At 69.3% G+C, this 18,261-nt stretch carries 14 protein-coding genes; 7 read left to right on the forward strand and 7 right to left on the reverse strand.

Translation table 11 applies throughout. The features are described 5' to 3' along the window. Positions 1-114 precede the first annotated feature (114 nt). A complete protein-coding gene (locus ACUTR7_RS28395; RefSeq protein ID WP_192367041.1) occupies positions 115-2,649 on the reverse strand; it encodes an ABC transporter permease in 2,535 nt (844 codons plus the stop codon). 84 nt (positions 2,650-2,733) lie between these two features. Further along, positions 2,734-3,954 (reverse strand): porin, encoded by a 1,221-nt coding sequence (locus ACUTR7_RS28400; RefSeq protein WP_445610341.1) that lies wholly within the window; start codon positions 3,952-3,954, stop codon positions 2,734-2,736. Positions 3,955-4,200: 246 nt separating this feature from the next. Between ACUTR7_RS28400 and ACUTR7_RS28405 the strand changes: the two genes are divergently transcribed. The 3 genes from ACUTR7_RS28405 to ACUTR7_RS28415 are packed head-to-tail and all read left to right on the forward strand — an operon-like array spanning position 4,201 to position 7,145. Beyond that, complete coding sequence (locus ACUTR7_RS28405; RefSeq protein ID WP_445610342.1) at positions 4,201-5,163, forward strand: Bug family tripartite tricarboxylate transporter substrate binding protein; 963 nt, start codon at positions 4,201-4,203, stop codon at positions 5,161-5,163. Positions 5,164-5,183: 20 nt separating this feature from the next. Beyond that, the gene (locus tag ACUTR7_RS28410; RefSeq protein ID WP_016450763.1) at positions 5,184-6,029 is read left to right on the forward strand and encodes a TauD/TfdA dioxygenase family protein; all 846 of its coding nucleotides are present in this window, start codon (positions 5,184-5,186) and stop codon (positions 6,027-6,029) included. A 57-nt stretch (positions 6,030-6,086) separates the two neighbouring features. Beyond that, entirely contained in the window at positions 6,087-7,145 is a 1,059-nt protein-coding gene (locus ACUTR7_RS28415; protein WP_445610343.1) for a 3-keto-5-aminohexanoate cleavage protein, read from the forward strand. A gap of 4 nt (positions 7,146-7,149) precedes the next feature. Here the strand turns inward: ACUTR7_RS28415 and ACUTR7_RS28420 are convergent, their stop codons facing one another. The 5 genes from ACUTR7_RS28420 to ACUTR7_RS28440 are packed head-to-tail and all read right to left on the reverse strand — an operon-like array spanning position 7,150 to position 12,175. After that, complete coding sequence (locus ACUTR7_RS28420; protein WP_445610344.1) at positions 7,150-8,232, reverse strand: AraC family transcriptional regulator; 1,083 nt, start codon at positions 8,230-8,232, stop codon at positions 7,150-7,152. A gap of 12 nt (positions 8,233-8,244) precedes the next feature. Further along, positions 8,245-9,216 carry a quinone oxidoreductase family protein gene (locus ACUTR7_RS28425; RefSeq protein ID WP_034368767.1) on the reverse strand — a complete coding sequence of 324 codons (972 nt, stop codon included), beginning with the start codon at positions 9,214-9,216 and terminating at the stop codon, positions 8,245-8,247. Positions 9,217-9,255: 39 nt separating this feature from the next. After that, positions 9,256-10,224 carry a Bug family tripartite tricarboxylate transporter substrate binding protein gene (locus ACUTR7_RS28430; protein ID WP_063327991.1) on the reverse strand — a complete coding sequence of 323 codons (969 nt, stop codon included), beginning with the start codon at positions 10,222-10,224 and terminating at the stop codon, positions 9,256-9,258. A 14-nt stretch (positions 10,225-10,238) separates the two neighbouring features. After that, the gene (locus tag ACUTR7_RS28435; RefSeq protein ID WP_445610345.1) at positions 10,239-11,297 is read right to left on the reverse strand and encodes a 3-keto-5-aminohexanoate cleavage protein; all 1,059 of its coding nucleotides are present in this window, start codon (positions 11,295-11,297) and stop codon (positions 10,239-10,241) included. A gap of 29 nt (positions 11,298-11,326) precedes the next feature. After that, positions 11,327-12,175, reverse strand: coding sequence for a TauD/TfdA dioxygenase family protein (locus ACUTR7_RS28440; protein ID WP_445610346.1), 849 nt, complete (start codon positions 12,173-12,175; stop codon positions 11,327-11,329). Positions 12,176-12,337: 162 nt separating this feature from the next. Between ACUTR7_RS28440 and ACUTR7_RS28445 the strand changes: the two genes are divergently transcribed. From ACUTR7_RS28445 to ACUTR7_RS28460, 4 genes are all read left to right on the forward strand, one after another. After that, positions 12,338-13,345: an AraC family transcriptional regulator gene (locus tag ACUTR7_RS28445; protein WP_013803812.1), complete on the forward strand. Its 1,008-nt coding sequence runs from the start codon at positions 12,338-12,340 to the stop codon at positions 13,343-13,345. 260 nt (positions 13,346-13,605) lie between these two features. Then, a complete protein-coding gene (gene nirB / locus ACUTR7_RS28450; protein WP_445610347.1) occupies positions 13,606-16,122 on the forward strand; it encodes a nitrite reductase large subunit NirB in 2,517 nt (838 codons plus the stop codon). Between the two features lie 37 nt (positions 16,123-16,159). Next, positions 16,160-16,501, forward strand: a complete 342-nt coding sequence (gene nirD / locus ACUTR7_RS28455) for a nitrite reductase small subunit NirD (RefSeq protein ID WP_012203928.1) — start codon at positions 16,160-16,162, stop codon at positions 16,499-16,501. Positions 16,502-16,630: 129 nt separating this feature from the next. Further along, positions 16,631-18,235 carry a hypothetical protein gene (locus ACUTR7_RS28460; protein ID WP_445610348.1) on the forward strand — a complete coding sequence of 535 codons (1,605 nt, stop codon included), beginning with the start codon at positions 16,631-16,633 and terminating at the stop codon, positions 18,233-18,235. Positions 18,236-18,261 lie beyond the last annotated feature (26 nt).

The following is an 18,261-nucleotide window of genomic DNA, read 5'->3' on the forward strand; positions in this document are numbered from 1 at the left end:
GCGCTTCTTTGCCTACTTTCTTATCGCGCGATAAGAAAGTAGGTCGGCCGCCGGGCCGAACCCCGGCCTCGAAAAACAACCACCCGGCAGGGGCAAAAAACAGAACACAAAGACCTACTCAGCCACCTGCCTCAACGTATCCATCACAGGCCTCCTCAACACCTCCCGCAACGCCCACCACCCCGCCATCCAGGCCAGCAAGGCCCCGGCAACGGCCCCCGCCAGCGGAGCCCACCAGGGCACGGTCCAGTTGAACTCGAACACCCAGCGCGCCAGGGCCCAGCCCACGGCCCCGGCCGCGCAGCTGGCCAGGAAACCCGCCAGCAGGCCAACGCCAGCCAGCTCGGCGCGCTGCACCTGCGCCAGCAGCCGCGCCTGGGCACCGACGGCGCGCATGATGGCGTACTCGCGGGCGCGCTCCTCGCGCGTGGCGGTGACGGCGGCGAAGAGCACGACCAGGCCGGCGGCCAGGGTGAAGCCGAAGAGGAATTCCACCGCGCGTATCACCTGGTCCAGCACGCGCTGCACCTGGGCCAGCGTGGTGCTCAGGTCCACGTTGGTGATGTTGGGAAACTCGCGCACCAGGGCGTTGTCGAAGCCCGCCACGTCGGGCGCGCGGTAGGCGGCCAGGTAGCTTACGGCCACGTCGTCCAGGTGGTCCACGGGATAGATGACGAAGAAGTTGGCACGCATCGATCCCCAGTCCACCTTGCGCAGGCTGGTGATGCGCGCCTCGCTGGGCACGCCGCCCACGTCGAAGCCCAGCGTGTCGCCGAGCTTGAGGCCCAGGGTCTCGGCAATGCCGTCCTCCACGCTGATCTCGCCCTTGGCGCCAGGCGTCCAGGTGCCCGCCGTGATGAGGTTGTGTGCGGGCGCCTGCGCCGTGGTGGAGAGGTTGAACTCCCGGTCCACCAGGCGCTTGGCGCGGTCTTCGCTGAAGTCGTCGGGGCTGACCGGCTTGCCGTTGACGGTGACCAGACGCCCCCGGATCATGGGGAACCAGTCATAGGAGGTGACGCCAGCCTTGTCCAGCGCCGCGCGGAAACCGTCGGCCTGCTCGGGCTGCACGTTGATGACGAAGCGGTTGGGCGCATTGGCCGGCGTGGCCTGGCGCCAGCTGCCGATGAGGTCGGTGCGCAGCAGCACCAGCAGCATGAGCGCCAGCAGCCCCACGGCCAGGCTGCTGATCTGCACCACGGCATAGGCGGGGCGCGCGGCGATCTGGCGCGTGGCCAGCACCAGCCAGCGCGGCGCCGTGCTCTCGTGCACCAGGCGGCGCAGCACCTGCACGGCCAACCAGCCCAGGGCCGCGAACAGCAGCACGGCCACGGCAAAGCCGCCCACGGCGATCAAGCCCAGCTTGATGTCGCGGCTGGCCGCCAGCAGCAAGGCCGCAAAGCCTGCCACGCCCACGGCCAGCACCACCACCGAGGCTGGCTTGAGCGCGCCCAGGTCGCGGCGCATGACGCGCAGCGGCGGCACGCGCGCCAGCTGCAACACGGGCGGCAGGCCAAAGGCCAGCAGCAGGGTCAGCCCCATGCCCACGCCGAAGGCCGCAGGCCACAGGCCTGGTGCGGGCAAGGCGGTTTCCACCAGCCCGGCCAGCAGCAGCACGAACACATGGTGGATGGCCCAGCCCAGCAGCACGCCCGCGGCGCTGGAGGCCAGGCCGACCAGCACGAACTCCACCGTGTAGGCGCCCGCAATGCGCCGCTGGCTCTGGCCCAGCACGCGCAGCATGGCCGAGGCGTCGAGGTGGCTGTTGGCAAAGCCGCGCGCAGCCAGGGCCACGGCCACGGCCGACAGCAGCGCCGCCAGCAGGGCGACCAGGCTCAGGAATTTCTCGGCGCGGTCCAGCGTCTGGCGCATCTCGGGGCGGCCGCTGTCCAGCGACTCCACGCGCACGCCATGCACGCCGGGCGCCTTGGCCTGCTGCTCGGCCCAGACGCGGTAGCGCTGCACGGCCGACTCGGAGCCATCACCCGCGCCGGCCACGGCCAGGCGGTAGGTGATGCGGCTGGCCGGCTGCACCAGGCCCGTGGCGGCCAAGTCGGCGGAGGTGATCATCACGCGCGGCGCAAAGTTCATGAAGCCCGCACCCCGGTCGGGCTCGATGGAGATGATGCGCGCCACGCGCAGTTGGGCGTCGCCCAGCAGCAGCATGTCCCCCACGCCTATGCCCAGCGACTCCAGCAGCGGCGCATCGACCCAGGCCTCGCCCCGCGCCGGTATCTCGCGCGTGGCCCGGTCGGCCGCGCCGGGGGCATCGGCCACGCGCAGGCTGCCGCGCAGCGGATAGCCTTCGGGCACGCTCTTGAGCGCCACCAGGCGGCTCATGCCGCCTTGCGCGTCGCTGGCGCGCGCCATGGTCGGGAAGCTGGATGTCTCCAGGGCCTGCAGCCCTTCGGCGCGTGCGCGCTCGGCAAAGGCCGGCGCCGTGGGGTTGTCGCCCACCACGACCACGTCGCCGCCCAGCAGCTGGCGCGCATCGCGCTGCAGCCCCGCCTGCAGCCGGTCGGCAAAAAAGCCCACCGAACTGAGCGCGGCCACGGCCAGCATCACGGCGACGATCAACAGGCGCAACTCGCCCGCGCGCAGGTCGCGCCACAGGGTGCGCCAACCCAGGGTCCATGCAGAAGATCCATTCATGCCGCGCAGATTAGCGCAGGCGAAGATGGGCACCCGGGCGCCACGGCTATTGGCACGGCCGTTCAGAACGATTGGCGCGGCCGTTCAGAACATCAGCCGCAGGCCAAGGTCCAGCCCGAGCGCGCCGGCCGGCTGCATGCCGCCCGTAGTCAGGTAGCCGGGCTGGGGCAGGATGGCCGGGTTGCTGACCACCAGCGGCGTCACGCCCATCACGCCCGGGTTGTTGCGCCCGTTGCCCACGCTGATGCGCGACACCGTGGCGTACAGCGCCGTGCGTTTGGACAGCGGGTGCACATAGCCCAGGGCGAGCTTGTTCACCGAGGAATCGCCGTCGGCCAGGCCCTGGCCATTCCTGAACTGCACGCGCGCATAGGAGGCGCGCAGCGCCCCCTGGCCCACGGGGATGTTCACGCCGGCCAGCACGCCCAGGTAGCGGTCGTTGATGGCGGCCAGCGTGCCGGCGTCGCGCCGCTCGTTGCGCACGCCGGACCATTCGCCAAACAGCTTGACCGGGCCGAAGTCATAGGAGCCGCCCAGGTTCAGCGAGCGGATCTTTTCCGCGCCGGCGCCCGAGGTGCCCAGGGTGTTCTCGCCATAGCCCAGCGCCACATCGGCCGCCCCCATGGCCCAGCCGATGCGGGCACCCGCGTAGCGCCCCCGCTTCGAGCTGTTCTCGGCAAAGGCGTACATGGCCTGCCCGTAGACGCCGCCCAGGCCTGGCGGCAGGAAGTAGCCGATGGAGTTGCCTGCGCGCAGATAGGTGTCCGTGCCCGCCGACAGCCCGCCGCCCAGCAGTCCGCCCGTGGCCAGCGCACGGGCGATGGCCAGGTTGCTGTTGACCACGGCGATCAGGTTGGTGCCCACGCCGTTGACGGTGAAGGGGTCGAAGGCCCAGTCGTTCAGAAACGAAGGCGTGTGGTCGCGCCCCATGCGCAGCTCGCCCAGGCGGCCGGACAGGCTGATGGTGGCGCGCCGCCCGAAGTTGAGCGCGCCGCCGCCCGTGTCATTGGCCACCGGCGCCTCCAGCCACAGGCCGGCCATGAGGCCGCCGCCCAGGTCTTCGCTGGCGCGTATGCCGATGCGGCTGGCCAGGTTGCCCGAAGGCGACAGCGCCCAGGTGCTTTGCCGCGCCGAGCGCGCGGGGCCCGCGTCCCAGGATTCGCTGCGCACGCTGTAGCGGCTGATGCCGGCGTCCATCACGCCGAACAGCGTGACCGAGGTGGGCGCCTGGGCGGCGGCCGCGCCTGTCAGACACAGCAGGCCCAGCGCGTGCAGGCCGCAGGGATGGGGGTGAAGTCGGGGCATGGGGGTCTCCTGTTCGTCGTGGGGCTGGCGCGGTCCTGCGCCACGAATCGACTCTAGGAAAGCCATCGCGCCGCTTCTTGGCAGTTCATGCCAACGGCTTTGCAATTCACGACATGCGCGGGTTGCCCTGGTCAGGGTTGCCATGGATTTGTCCCAACAAGGCAAATGCCTGTCCCCCAATGGCAAGTCCCGGGAAAGCGGGCTTTCGATACTGGATGCCAGAACACGGAACAAGGAGACACGGATATGAGACTGCCCCACGCCATCGCCACGCTGCTCGCGGGCTGCGCCATCGCCATCGCCGGTACGGCCTGGAGCCGCCAGCCGCTCAGGCTCATCGTGCCCGCACCGCCGGGCGGCACCATGGATATCGTGGCGCGCGTCGTGGGCCAGCAGCTCGCGTCTGAAACAGGCCAGGCCGTGGTGATAGACAACCGCCCGGGCGCGGGCGGCCTGCTGGGCATGCAGACCCTGCTGCAGGCGCCCGCCGATGGACAGACGCTGCTGGTGGGCGCAAGCAACCTGCTGGCCGAGATCCCCCATGTGATCAAGATGCCCTTCGATCCGCTCAAGGACCTGGTGCCCCTGGCCTCGCTGGCCCGCTCGGGCGTGGTGCTGGTGGCCGGGGCCAGCCAGCCCGCCCAGGACTTGCAGGAGCTGCTCGCGCAGCTCAAGGCACGCAAAGGCCAGACCAGCTTTGCCAGCTACAGCCCCGGCACCGTGTCGCACTACGCCGGCCTGATCCTCAGCGACAAGGCGGGCCTGGACCTGCAGCACGTGGGCTACGCGGGTTCGCCGCCGGCCGTGCAGGCCCTGCTGGGCGGCCAGGTGGACGTCATGTTCGACGGCATGCTGACCTCGGTGCCCCTGATCAGGGCCGGCAAGCTGCGTGCCTACGCGTTCTCCGGCCCCCGGCGTTCGCGCCATCTGCCCCAGGTGCCGACCACCGCCGAACTCGGCTACCCCGAGCTGCAGTTTCGCGGCTGGGTGGGCCTGATCGCGCCGGCCCGCCTGCCGCCCGAAACCATGGAACGCCTGCGCGCCGCCATCGGGAAAGCCGCCAGCGCGCCGGCCGTGCAGCAAAAGCTCTCCGACGTGGGGCTGGAGCCCGAGGTGCTCACCGACACCGCCGCGCTGCAGCGCGAGACACGCCAGATGTCCGAGCGCAACGCCGGCATCGTGAAGAAATACCAGATCACCGCGAACTGACTTCCAGGGAAACACCGACCATGCAGATCCGACAGATCACCCCCGCCATCGGCGCCGAAATCTCCGGCATCCATCTCGGCGATGCCGCACGCGACGCCGCACTGTTCGCGGACATCCGCGCCGCGCTGCTGACCCATCGCGTGCTGTTCTTCCGGGACCAGGACATCACGCGCGCCGAACATGTGGCCTTTGCCAGCCGCTTCGGCCCACTGGAGGACCATCCCGTGGCAGGCAGCGATCCCGAGCACCCTGGCCTGGTGCGCATCTACCGCAGCGACGATCCGCACAGCTACGAAAACACCTGGCACTGCGATGGCCTGTGGCGCCCCAACCCGGCCATGGGCGCGGTGCTGCGCTGCATAGAGTGCCCGCCGATCGGCGGCGACACCATCTGGGTCAACATGGTCAAGGCCTACGAGGAGCTGCCCGAGAGCATCAAGCGCAGCATCGACGGCCTGCGCGCCAAGGCCGGCATAGAGCACACCTTCGGCGCCGTGATGGCGCCCGAGGCGCGCGCGCGGCTGGCCAGCGAGCACCCGCCCGTGGAGCATCCCGTGGTGCGCACCCACCCCGAGACCGGCGAGAAGCTGCTGTTCGTGGGCGCGGGCTTCAGCACCCACTTCGTCAACTACAGCACGCCCGAGAACGTGCGCCACGGCATAGACAAGGCGCCCGGCGCCGCGCTGCTGATGAACTACCTGATCAGCCGCGCCACGATTCCCGAATACCAGGTGCGCTGGTCCTGGAAGCCCGGCGACGTGGCCGTCTGGGACAACCGCAGCACCCAGCACTACGCGCTCAACGACTACTACCCGGCGCCCCGCCGCATGGAGCGCGCGGGCATCGTCGGCGACATCCCGCGCTGAGGCCCTGCACAGACTCTTTCCACACCTACCCCTCACCCCCACCCACCGGAGCGTCCCATGAATTTTCTCGATGGCCACCTGTTCCCCGAAAACCAGCAGCCCCTGATCATCACGGCAGCTCCCTATGCGCCGGGCTGGCTGCCCGGCGATTTCCCCGAAGACATTCCCGTGACCATGCAAGAGCAGATCCAGAAGGCCGTGGACTGCTACAACGCCGGCGCCACCGTACTGCATCTGCATGTGCGCGAGCTCGACGGCAAAGGCAGCAAGCGTTTGTCGAAGTTCAACGAGCTGATCGCCGGCGTGCGTGCGCGTGTGCCCGAGATGATCATCCAGGTGGGCGGCTCCATCAGCTTCGCGCCGGAGACCGAAGGCGCGGCCGCCAAGTGGCTGTCCGACGACACGCGCCACATGCTGGCCGAGCTGGAGCCCGTGCCCGACCAGGTCACGGTGACCGTCAATACCTCGCAGATGAACGTGACGGAGCAGGCCGAGGACGCTGACTTCAGGGGCACCTCGCGCGAGAAGCCCGCCATCTTCGACGCCTACAAGGAGATGACCGTGCCCGCCCAGCCCGGCTGGGCCGAGGAGCACATCCGGCGCCTGTCGGCCGCCGGCATCCAGAGCGCCTTCCAGTGCTACAACATCAACAGCTTCGAGTCCGTGGAGCGGCTCATGCGCCGCGGCATCTACAAGGGCCCGCTGGTGATGAACTGGGTGGCGATTGGCGGCGGCATGGACGCGCCCAGCATCTACAGCCTGGCCCACTTCGTGCGCGCCGTGCCCGATGGCGCCGTGCTCACGGTGGAAAGCAATGTGCGCAACGTGCTGCCCGTGAACATGATGGGCATCGCCATGGGCCTGCACGTGCGCTGCGGCACCGAGGACTGCCTGTGGAACCAGTCGCGCAGCGCCAAGGCCAGCACGGTCTCCCAGATCGAACAGCTGGTGCGCATCGCGCGCGAGTTCGGCCGCCCCATCGCCACGGCGCAACAGGCGCGCGCCATCAGCAAGATTGGCGTGTTCTACGACACCCCCGAAGAGACATTGGCGGCCAACGGCTTCGCGCCCAACCGCAACGGCGCCCAGCAGGGATTTCTGCGCAAGACCGCCTGACGCACTAGGCCTCGCCAACCCTTCCCTGCCCCCGCCTGCGCCAGTCCGAGACGCTGGCGCCGAAAGCGGCCCGGAACCAGTGGCAAAAGCCGCTGGGCGCGGCAAACCCCAGCAGGCCCGCCACCTCGCCCAGGGGCTGGCCACCGTCTTGCAGATGGCGCAGCACCAGTTCCCTGCGGAGGGTGTCGAGCAGCGCCGAGAAAGTCTGCCCCTCCGCAAGCAGGCGGCGGTGCAGCGTGCGGCGATCCATTCCCAGCTGGCGTGCCACCTGCTGGGCCGTACAGCGGCCGCCCGGCAGCAGTGCAATGATCAGCTCCCTGCAGGCCGCCTGCATGCCTTCGCCCCGGCTGCGCAGCGCCTGCTCCAGATGGCTTCGCGCAAAGCGCGCAACGCCCGAGCCCTGCCCCTGACCGCATTCGCGCAGCAGTTGCAGATCCGCCAGGCGGCAGACCATGCCGTTGAAAGGCTGGTCAAACAAAGGGGTTACGCCGAAGAAGGCACGGTGTGCCGATGCATCGGCCGGTGCGCGGTGTACGAAGCTGACCTGCTGCGGGCGCCACTGGGCGCCGATCAGCTCGCGCAGCACGCGAAACATCACGCCCACCGCCAGCTCCATGGACTGGCGCATGGCCATGCCCGCGATGGGCACCAGGTCCTGGCGCACCAGCACCCCGGAGCCCGCGTCCTCGATGCGTACGAACATGCCCGCACTCAGCAGCTTGAGGTAGCGGCACAGCGTGTCCAGCGCCTGGCGCGGCGTGGGCTCTTGCTGCAGCACAAGGCTGATGGGGCCCAGGTGGGACAGGCTGCGCCGCGCCGCCAGGCGCAGCGCGAAATCCTGCGTGCCCGTGGTGCGCGCGGCCACCTCCAGCAGCTCGCGCACGGCATGGATGGGAATCAGCGTCTCCGGGTCGTCGAGCAGGCGCGCCGACAGTCCCGCCGCGCGCACAAGGACGGCGGGATCATGGCCCAGGCTTTTCACCAGGTCGGCATAGCCATGCAGGCTGGCACTGCGGATAAGGCCGCAGGTGACGGGCCTGCGGCCTGCGGCCACGGTGCCGATGGCATGGAGCGCAGGGGTCTGCATGGCAGGTCCATTTCAGGGAATCAGCACCGTCGCGCCCGTGGTGCGGCGCGACTCCAGCGCCTGGTGCGCCTGGGCCGCATCGGCCAGCGCAAAGCTTTGCTGGGGCTCGCTGGCGATGCGCCCGGCCAGCACATGGTCGAACAGCTCGCGCGCCATCTCCAGCATGTGGGCGCGCGGCTGGATGTAGTGCACCATCGCGGGCCGCGTCATCCAGATCGATCCCTTGGAGGCCAGCAGCTGGGAGTCCACCACCACCGAGCCCGACGAGGTGCCGTTGCTGATCAGCCGGCCGCGCGGCTGCAGGCAGTCCAGCGAATCCATGAGCGTGTCCTTGCCCACCGAGTCATAGACCACGGGCACGCCCTTGCCGCCCGTGATCTCCATCACGCGAGCGACGGTGTTCTCGCGCGAGGTCACGATGACGTGGGCGCAGCCGTTGGCGCGCGCGGCGGCGGCCTTCTCGTCGGTGCTCACCGTGCCGATCATGGTCACGCCCAGGGCCCGCGCCCACTGGCAGGCGATCAGCCCCACGCCGCCGGCCGCCGCGTGGTAGAGGATGGTTTCGCCCCCCTGCAGCGGATGGACCTGGCGGAACAGGTACTGCGCCGTCATGCCCTTCATCATCAGCGTGGCCGCCGTGCGGTCGCTGATGCCGTCGGGCAGCGGGATCAGCACCTCGGCCGGCATTACGCGCACATCGCTGTAGGCGCCCTGCGGGCCCATGAGGTAGCCCACGCGGTCGCCGGGCCGCACTTCGGTCACGCCCTCCCCCACGGCCTCGACCACGCCCACGGCGTCCGAGCCCAGGCCGTTGGGCAGGGCCAGCGGATAGCGGCCCGTGCGGAAATAGATGTCGATGAAGTTGACGGCGATGAAGCTGTGGCGCACGCGCGCCTGGCCGGGTCCGGGCGCGCCGGCCTCGGCATGCTCCAGCCTGAGCACCTCGGGGCCGCCGGTGGTATGAAAGCGTATGGCCTTTGCCATGGAGTCTCCTTGTGTAGCGCCTGGGTGGGGCGCCTTGCATCAGTTGAGCCGGATGTCGAAGTTCCGGACGATCTCGGCATTGCGGTCGAACTCGGCGCGCAGGTCGGTGGACATCTGCTCCAGCGAGCGATCGCCTTCGACGGGCTCGAAGCCCGTGCCCGCATAGCGTTCGCGCACGGCCTTGCGGGCGTTGACCCGGGCCAGCGCGCCGTGGATCTTCTCCAGCAGCGGGCGCGGCGTCTGCGCCGAGGCGAACACGCCGCTCCAGTTGCTGAAATCCACCTCGGGATAGCCCAGCTCGGCCAGCGTGGGCACCTGCGGGTAGTCGGGCAGCCGGCTCTTGTAGGCCACGGCCAGCAGCCTGACCTTGCCGCCCGCGATCAGCGGCTTGGAGGTGACCGATCCGTCGAACATCAGCGGGATCTGGTTGCCCATGACCTGGGCCAGCGCGGGTGCCGAGCCCGGGAAGGCCACATGCTCCATGTCCAGGTGGGCCCTTCTGTTGAGGATGGCGCCCGCGTACTGCGAGGCCGTGCCCTGGCTGTACGAGGCGAACGACAGCGTGCCCGGGTGGGCCTTCACGTAGGCGATGGCCTCGGCCCCGTCGCGCGCGGGAAACTGCGGCGAGGCGATGAACAGCATCACCGAGCGCGCCATCTGCGCCACGGGCCGCACGTCCTTCATGGGGTCGAAGCCGACCTTGAGCACATGGGGCACCTCGGTGAGGATGTTGGTCACCGTCACCAGCAGCGTGCTGCCGTCGGCCGGCTGGGACAGCATGTGCTTGACGGCGATGGCGCCACCGGCGCCGGGCCGGTTCTCGACGATGACGGGCTGGCGTATCTCCTGCGCCAGCTGGTCGCTGATGATGCGCGCGAACACATCGATGGTGCCGCCGGGCGGCGCCGGCACGATGAGCCGGACCGGCTTGTCGCCGAAGGCGTGGGCGCCACCGGCCAGCAGCGAGGCGGCCAGGGCGATGGCCGTCCAGGGGGGCATGCGTTGCATCGTGGGCTCCCGGTTCAGGCGGCCTTGCGCAGAAATCCCTGCTGGGCGCCGTTGCGGTTGGGCGCGAAGCCGTTGGCCGCCAGCGTCTCTTCCACGGTGCCGTAGAACTGGCCGATCCGGCAGATCTCCCGCGCCTGCTGCGCCGTGGCGATGGGGCGGCCGAACTCGCCTGCGATGCGCACCAGCTGCTCGATCTGCGCCACCGTGCCCATCTTGGCCGTGCGGCGCTGGTTCCAGAGGTTGTCCTCGGTGCCGCAGCGCACATGCAGGCCCATGGCGATGCCCATCATGTTCACGGGCAGCACGTTGAGCACCGAGCTTTCCACGGTGAGCACGGCGCCGTCGGGCACGGCACGCACGAAGTTGGCCAGGCTGTAGATGCTGGGCGCATCCATGCCGCCGCCAATCGCCACCCAGTTCATCACCAGCGGGCCCTTGTAGATGCCGCGGCGCATAAGCCGCTCCACGGACTCGAAGCTGTTGATGTTGTAGCACTGGAAGGCGCTCTGGATGCCGGCGGCCGACAGGCGCCGGATGTGCTCCTCGGCCCAGCCGGGCTGGGCGGGCACAGTCATCTCCCTGTAGGCATTGAAGACGGCCGGGTCCTCCATGGAGGTGCCGCGTATGTCGCGCGCATCGAACTGCTCCAGGAAATTCATCTGCGAGGTATTGACGGTCACCGTGACCTGGTCGGGCACGGGCTCCAGCTCGGCCAGCATGTGGCGCGTGTCGTCGGACAGCCACTTGGCGGCCGCGCCATCCGTCTCGGGAGCAAAGCTGATCGATCCGCCCACCTGGATGATCATCTCGGGCACGCGCGCACGCACGCCGGCGATCAGCTCGTTGAACTTGGACAGGCGCTTGCTGCCTTTGCCATCCAGCTCGCGCACATGCAGGTGCAGCACGGTGGCGCCGGCGTTGTAGCAGTCCACGGCCTTCTGGATCTGCTCGTCCATGGTCACGGCGATCTCGCCGGGAAAGTCCGAGGGCAGCCACGAGGGCGCATAGGGCGCGGCCGTGATGATCAGGGGCTGCTGGTTTTCGGGGAACAGGTGGCCGTCGAGAAAGTTCATGGCATGTCTCCTTGTGTCGTGATCGTGGTTCAGAAGGTCGGCGTGCCGACGATGCCCGCGCGCTCCATCTTCCGGTGGCTGGGCGGGTAGTCCATGGCCGCGTAGTGCTGGGTGGCGCGGTTGTCCCAGATCGCCACGCTGCCCGCCCGCCAGCGCCAGCGCACTTGGTACTCGGGTATGGCAGCCTGGCCGATCAGGTACTGCAGCAGGCCGGAGGCGCCCTGCGTGAAGTCCTGGCCCACGCGCACATTGGCGGGCGTATGGAAATTGGTGAAATGCGTGGTGAAGCCGTTCACGAACAGGACCTTCTCGCCGGTCTCGGGATGGGTGCGGACCACGGGATGCTCGGCATCGGGGTACTGGGCCTTGAGCGCCAGCCGCCTTTCGATGGGCATGGCCGCACCGAACGTGCATTCGATGCTGTGGCGCGCGCGCAGCGGCGCGATCAGCGCCTTGACGGCCTCCGGCAGGCGTTCGTAGGCCAGCGCCATGTTGGCCCACAGGGTGTCGCCCCCCACGGGCGGGCATTCCACGCAGTGCAGCACGCAGCCCATGGGCGGCGCCTCGCGCCATGTGGCGTCGCAGTGCCAGGAATTCTCGTAGCGGTCGTTGGGCTGCTCGGGCGTCCTGTAGATACGCACCAGGCCCGGATGCTCGGGGTCGCTGCCGGCCACCGGATGGTCCTCCAGCTCGCCGAAGCGCCGCGCAAAGGCCACGTGCTCGGCGCGCGCCAGGCCCTGGTCGCGCAGGAACAGTACCTTGTGGCGCAGCAGCGCCGCCCGGATCTCCGAGAAAAGCGCGTCGTCGCGCACCGCGTCGGCCAGCCGCACGCCGAGCAATTCGGCGCCGATGGCGCATGTCATGGGCTCTATGCGCATGCCTGTCTCCTGTCATTGTTGTGAAGGCCCGTGGCGGCACGGTCCGCCCGGCGTGGGGCCGGTCTCTGCAATGTAGGAAAACCCGGTTCCGCGGACTATGCAAGCCATGCCATCCTCTTTGCATTTCGTGCCACCACGCCACGGACTGACAGGAGGGCAAGCATGGTCACCATGGTGCGCGCGGCGGCCTTGACCCATTTTTCGGACGTCATGCGCGAACTGGGCGGCGACCCCGACAAGGCACTGCGCCAGGCCGGCCTGCGGCCCGCGCTGCTGCGCGAGCAGGACCAGCTGATCGACGTGGCCATCGTCGCGCGCCTGCTGGAAGACGCGGCCCAGTCCACGGGCTGCGAGTCCCTGGGCCTGCGCATGGCCCGGCACCGCCAGCTGTCGAGCTTCGGCGCCGTGAGCCTGCTGCTGCTGCACCAGCCCACGCTGCGCCATGCGCTGGACACGCTGGTCGCGCACATGCACCTGGTCAACGAATCGCTGCTGATCCACCTGGAGGATGCAGGGGACATCGTCATCCTGCGCGAGGACTTCGTCCTGCACGGCGCCATGCGCCAGTCCGTGGAACTGGCCATGGGCGTGCTGTGGCGCATGTGCGAGGCATTGCTGCGCGAGCGCTGGCGGCCGCAGGGCGTCAGCTTCAGCCACGCGCCACCGGCCGACCTGTCCGAGCACCGCCGCATGTTCCGCTGCCGCATCACGTTCGGCGCCGAGTTCAACGGCATCGCCTGCCGCGCCGCCGACCTGGACGAGCCCAACCCGCTGGCCGACCCCGCGCTGGCGCGCTATGCGCTGCGGCTGGTGGAGGCCATGCCAGCCCACCGTGCCGCCTCCGTGGGCCACCAGGCGCGCCGGGTCATCTACCTGCTGCTGCCCTCGGGCAACGCCACCTGCGCAGGCGTGGCGCAGGGCATGGGGCGCAGCCTGCGCACGCTGCAGCGCGAACTGGACCGCGAAGGCCTGAGCTTCAGCGAGCTGCTGACCGAAGTGCGCCACGAACTGGCCCTGCGCTACCTGGACCATCCCCACTACAGCGTGGGCCAGATCGCGTCCATGCTCGGCTATGCCAGCCACAGCGCCTTCACGCGCTGGTTCGCCGCGCAATTCGGTTGCGCGCCCGAGTCCTGGCGCAGCCGCGCGCAGGGACTGCCTCGCGCCTGACGCACCCGGCGTTCCTGGCGTTCCTGGCGTTCCTGGCGTTCCTGGCGCACTTGATCGCACTTGACGCACCACCACGGCGCACCCCGCCCCTGCACGGTGCGGCGGGCGCATTGCGGTGCACGCTGTCTGCGCACCAGACAGCGTGCACCACGGGCAGGCACCGCGCCGCGGTGCTGGCACGGCACTTGCATTGGCTGCCCTGACCCGCTGGCCCTGGCCTGCGGCCCGCAAAACACTGGATGCGCAACGCAGGACGCCAGATGAACATCGTTGTGATCGGCCACGGCATGGTGGGCCACAAATTTCTCGAGCAGCTGCATGCCCTGGGCGTGGCAGACGCGAACGTCACCGTGCTGTGCGAGGAGCCGCGCGCCGCCTACGACCGTGTTCACCTGTCGGAATTCTTCTCCGGCAAAAGCGCCGAGGACCTGAGCCTGGTGGCGCCCGGCTTCTTCGAGGCCAGCGGCTTCACGCTGCGCCTGGCGGCCAGGGCGGCAGCCGTGGAGCGGCGCGAGCGCACCGTGACCACGGCCGATGGCGAAGTCATCGCCTACGACAGGCTGGTGCTGGCCACAGGCTCGGCGCCCTTCGTGCCGCCCGTGCCGGGGCGCGACCGGCCGCACTGCTTTGTCTACCGCACCATCGAGGATCTGGAAGCCATGCAGGCATCGGCCGCGCGCTCCAGAACCGGCGTGGTGGTGGGCGGCGGCCTGCTGGGCCTGGAATGCGCCAAGGCCCTGCGCGACCTGGGCCTGGAGACCCATGTGGTCGAGTTCGCCCCGCGCCTGATGGCCGTGCAGGTGGACGACGGCGGCGGCCGCGTGCTGCGCAGCAAGATCGAGGACCTGGGCGTGCAGGTGCACACGGGCCGCAATACGCTGGAGATCACCGACGGCGCCACGGCGCGCCACCGCATGGTGTTTGCCGACGGCACGCACCTGGAGACCGACATGATCGTCTTCTCCGCCGGCATCCGCCCGCGCGACGAGATCGCCCGCCAATGCGCCCTGGCCATAGGCCCGCGCGGCGGCGTGGCCGTGGACGACCATTGCCGCACCAGCGACCGCAGCGTCTACGCCATTGGCGAATGCGCCTCCTGGCGCGAGCAGACCTTCGGCCTGGTGGCACCCGGCTACGACATGGCGCGCGTGGCGGCACGCCACATTGCGGGCGAGGCCGAGGCCGCCTTCGGCGGGGCCGATCTCAGCACCAAGCTCAAGCTCATGGGCGTGGATGTGGCCAGCATCGGCGACGCCCAGGGCAAGACGCCGCGCAGCCGCAACTACCAGTTCATCGACGAGCGCAAGCAGGTCTACAAGAAGATCGTGGTCAGCGAGGACGGCCGCCAGCTGCTGGGCGCCGTGCTGGTGGGCAATGCCGACGAGTACGGCACGCTGCTGCAGATGACGCTCAACAGCATCGCCCTGCCCGAGGAGCCCGAGTTCCTCATCCTGCCCTCCAGCGACGGCAAGGCCAAGCCCGGCCTGGGTGTGGACGCCCTGCCCGACACGGCGCAGATCTGCTCGTGCAACAACGTCACCAAGGCGCAGATCTGCGCGGCCGTGGGCGAAGGCGCCTGCACCATGGCCGAGCTCAAGTCCTGCACCCAGGCAGGCGCCACCTGCGGCGGCTGCGTGCCCCTGGCCACCCAGGTCATGAAGGCCGAGATGGCCCGGCGCGGCATGGCCGTCAACAACCATGTCTGCGAGCATTTCCCGCACTCGCGCCAGGAGCTGTACCACCTGGTGCGCGTAGGCGGCATCAAGACCTTCGACGAGCTGCTGCACCGCCACGGCAAGGGCCTGGGCTGCGATGTCTGCAAGCCGCTGGCGGCCAGCATCCTGGCCTCGTGCTGGAACGAGTTCGTGCTGCAGCCCCAGCTGGCCAGCCTGCAGGACAGCAACGACTACTACCTGGGCAACATCCAGAAGGACGGCAGCTACTCCGTGGTGCCGCGCATGCCCGGCGGCGAAGTCACGCCGGACGGCCTGATCGCCGTGGGCCAGGTGGCCAAGAAATACGGCCTGTACACCAAGCTCACGGGCGGCGCCCGCGTGGACCTGTTCGGCGCGCGCGTGGAGCAGTTGCCGCTGATCTGGGAGGAGCTGATCGCGGCCGGCTTCGAGTCCGGCCATGCCTACGGCAAGTCGCTGCGCACCGTCAAAAGCTGCGTGGGCTCCACCTGGTGCCGCTACGGCGTGGACGACAGCGTGGGCCTGGCCGTGCAGCTGGAAAACCGCTACAAGGGCCTGCGCGCACCGCACAAGATCAAGTTCGGCGTCTCGGGCTGCACGCGCGAATGCGCCGAGGCCCAGGGCAAGGACGTGGGCGTGATCGCCACCGACAATGGCTGGAACCTCTACGTCTGCGGCAACGGCGGCATGAAGCCGCGCCATGCCGAGCTGATCGCCTCCGACCTTTCCAAGGACAGGCTGCTGCAGCTCATCGACCGCTTCCTGATGTTCTACGTGCGCACGGCCGACCGGCTGCAGCGCACCAGCACCTGGCGCGAAAACCTGGAAGGCGGCCTGGACTACCTCAAGGACGTGGTGGTCAACGACAGCCTGGGCCTGGGCGCCGAACTCGAGGCCCAGATGCAGCATGTGGTGGACACCTACCAGTGCGAGTGGAAGACCGCCGTCACCACGCCCGAAGTGCGCCAGCGCTTTCGCAGCTTCATCAACAGCGACCAGCCCGACGAGCACATCGTCTTCGTGCAGGAGCGCGGCCAGATCCGCCCGGCGCGCAGCGAAGAGCGCAGCGAGGCCCTGGTCTGATCCAGGCCCGCACCCACACCACCGACAAGGCACCGCCATGACACACCCCGCCCAAGAACAGTGGATGCCCGTCTGCGCCACCCGCGACATCGTCCCCGACACGGGGGTCTGCGCCCTGGTCGAAGGCCGGCATGTGGCGGTCTTTCGCCTTGGCGAAGACCGCTTCTACGCCATAGACAACGTGGACCCGCGCTGCGGCGCCAGCGTGCTCGCGCGCGGCCTGGTCGGCAGCCTGGGCGAGCGCGTCGTCGTCGCCTCGCCCATCTACAAGCACCACTTCGACCTGGCCACCGGCGAATGCCTGGAGGCGCCCGAGCACTCCGTGCGCGTGCATGCGGTGCGCAATGAGAACGGGCAGTTGATGGTGGCGCTGCACTGAGGTCTCGGTCAGATCAACATGGGGAGGGGTTCCCCGCGTCCCGTGATGGCGCGGTAGAACCATCTGCCTTGCATTCCACCTTTGCCGGTCGGGCATCATTGCCGCCTCGACAGATGCATGAGGGTGGATATGAACGCAGGGAATCCGGACGCCGCAGCCCACAACGCGGGCGACGAACACAGCTACGCAGATTTTCTCCACGGCCTGCAGGCCCGATTCGAGGCCAGACTCAAGGAGGGCGGCGACCAGGTCTTCGACACCACGGCCACCGGCCTGTTCGACGACTATCTGGCCGCCCTGCCTGCCGAACTGCGCCAGCGCCATACCTGCAGCTGCTGCCAGAATTTCGTGCGCCGCTTTGGCGGCCTGGTCACCCTTGCGGCCGACGGCCGCCAGACGCCGCTGCTGTGGGGCGATGATGCGCCCGGCATCCACCGTGCCGGTGTGGCGGCCATGGCCGCCGCCGTGCGCCGCGCTACCGTGCGTGGCGTCTTCCTCGCCACCCCTGCCTTGTGGGGCCGGCCCCAGGCGGGCGGACATCCGCACATGCACGTCACGGTGCCGCAGGCGCTGCAATTCAAGCGCACGCTGCTGACCGCAGGCCAGAAGATGGCGGAAAGGCGCGAAGACTTCAGCACCATGGAGCGCGCCCTTGGCGACTTCCACAGCGACCATGTGGCCACCGCCTTGCAGCTGCTGCGCTCCGACCAGCTCTACAGCGCCGAACGGGTGCTGGGCCAGGCCGAGTTCCTGCACCAGTTGCACACGGACCGCGCCCAGGCCAGGAGCCCGCAGGCAGCCGACAACATTCTGTGGCGCGCCATTGCCTCGGCGCCGGCCGGCTTCTGCCATCCGCGCAGCTCCATGATCGGCACGCTGCTGGAGGACATCGCGGCGGGCAAGAGCTACGCCGACGTCTCGCGCGCGTTCGCCGCAAAAATGCACCCGCTGCGCTACCAGCGCCCGCAGGCGGCACCCACCGCCGGCGGCATTGCGCAGGCAGAGAAAGTGTTCGAGCAGCTGGGCCTGGCACCTGCCCTGCCGCGCCGGATGGCCCGATTCGAGGAAGTGCCCAAGACCTGGACGCCGCGCAGGCGCGAGCCCGCCCCACGCACGGGCAGCGGTCTTTTTGCGCATGTTCTGCCCAAAGGCGCCGCACAGCCCAAGTCAGGCATGGCCACGCCCGCCATCACCATGACGCTGCAGAAATTCGTGCGCACCATCATCCCCACGGCCGAGCAGATCGAGGTACAGATCCGCGCCACGGCCAACCCCTTCATCGGCATCACCACGGCGGTGAACGAAGACGCGCCGCGCCTGTTCCAGTGGGACCACCCGTTCTCCTGGTATGTGTGGAGCGGCGGCTCCCCCGCGGCCCAGTTCGGCCTGAGTGAAGGCTGGGTCAGCGTGGCGGGTATCACCCGGCTGCCGGCCCGCTGGGACGATGACGGCGAACGCTTCAAGCACCAGGGCGACGGCATCATCTTGCTGCTGGACGGCGCGCGCGAAACCCGCAACGTGGGTGCCGCGCTGTTCCCCAGCCTGCTGCGCGCCGAGCTGCACGGCGTGCGCGCCACGGTGGAGGCGCACTCCAACGCAGTCACCATGGCCGGCCTGGCCGAAGGCTCTGCCGTGGGCATTGACCTGCGCGACCAGGGCAATGCCTATCCCGCATCGCTGCGAGTCGTCTCGAATGGATGGACCCAGGCCTACACGATCGATCGCTGGGACTGAGCGCGGCGATCCGCCCTCCCTCTCGG

It is taken from the genome of Delftia sp. NA_296.1 (assembly GCF_052692095.1).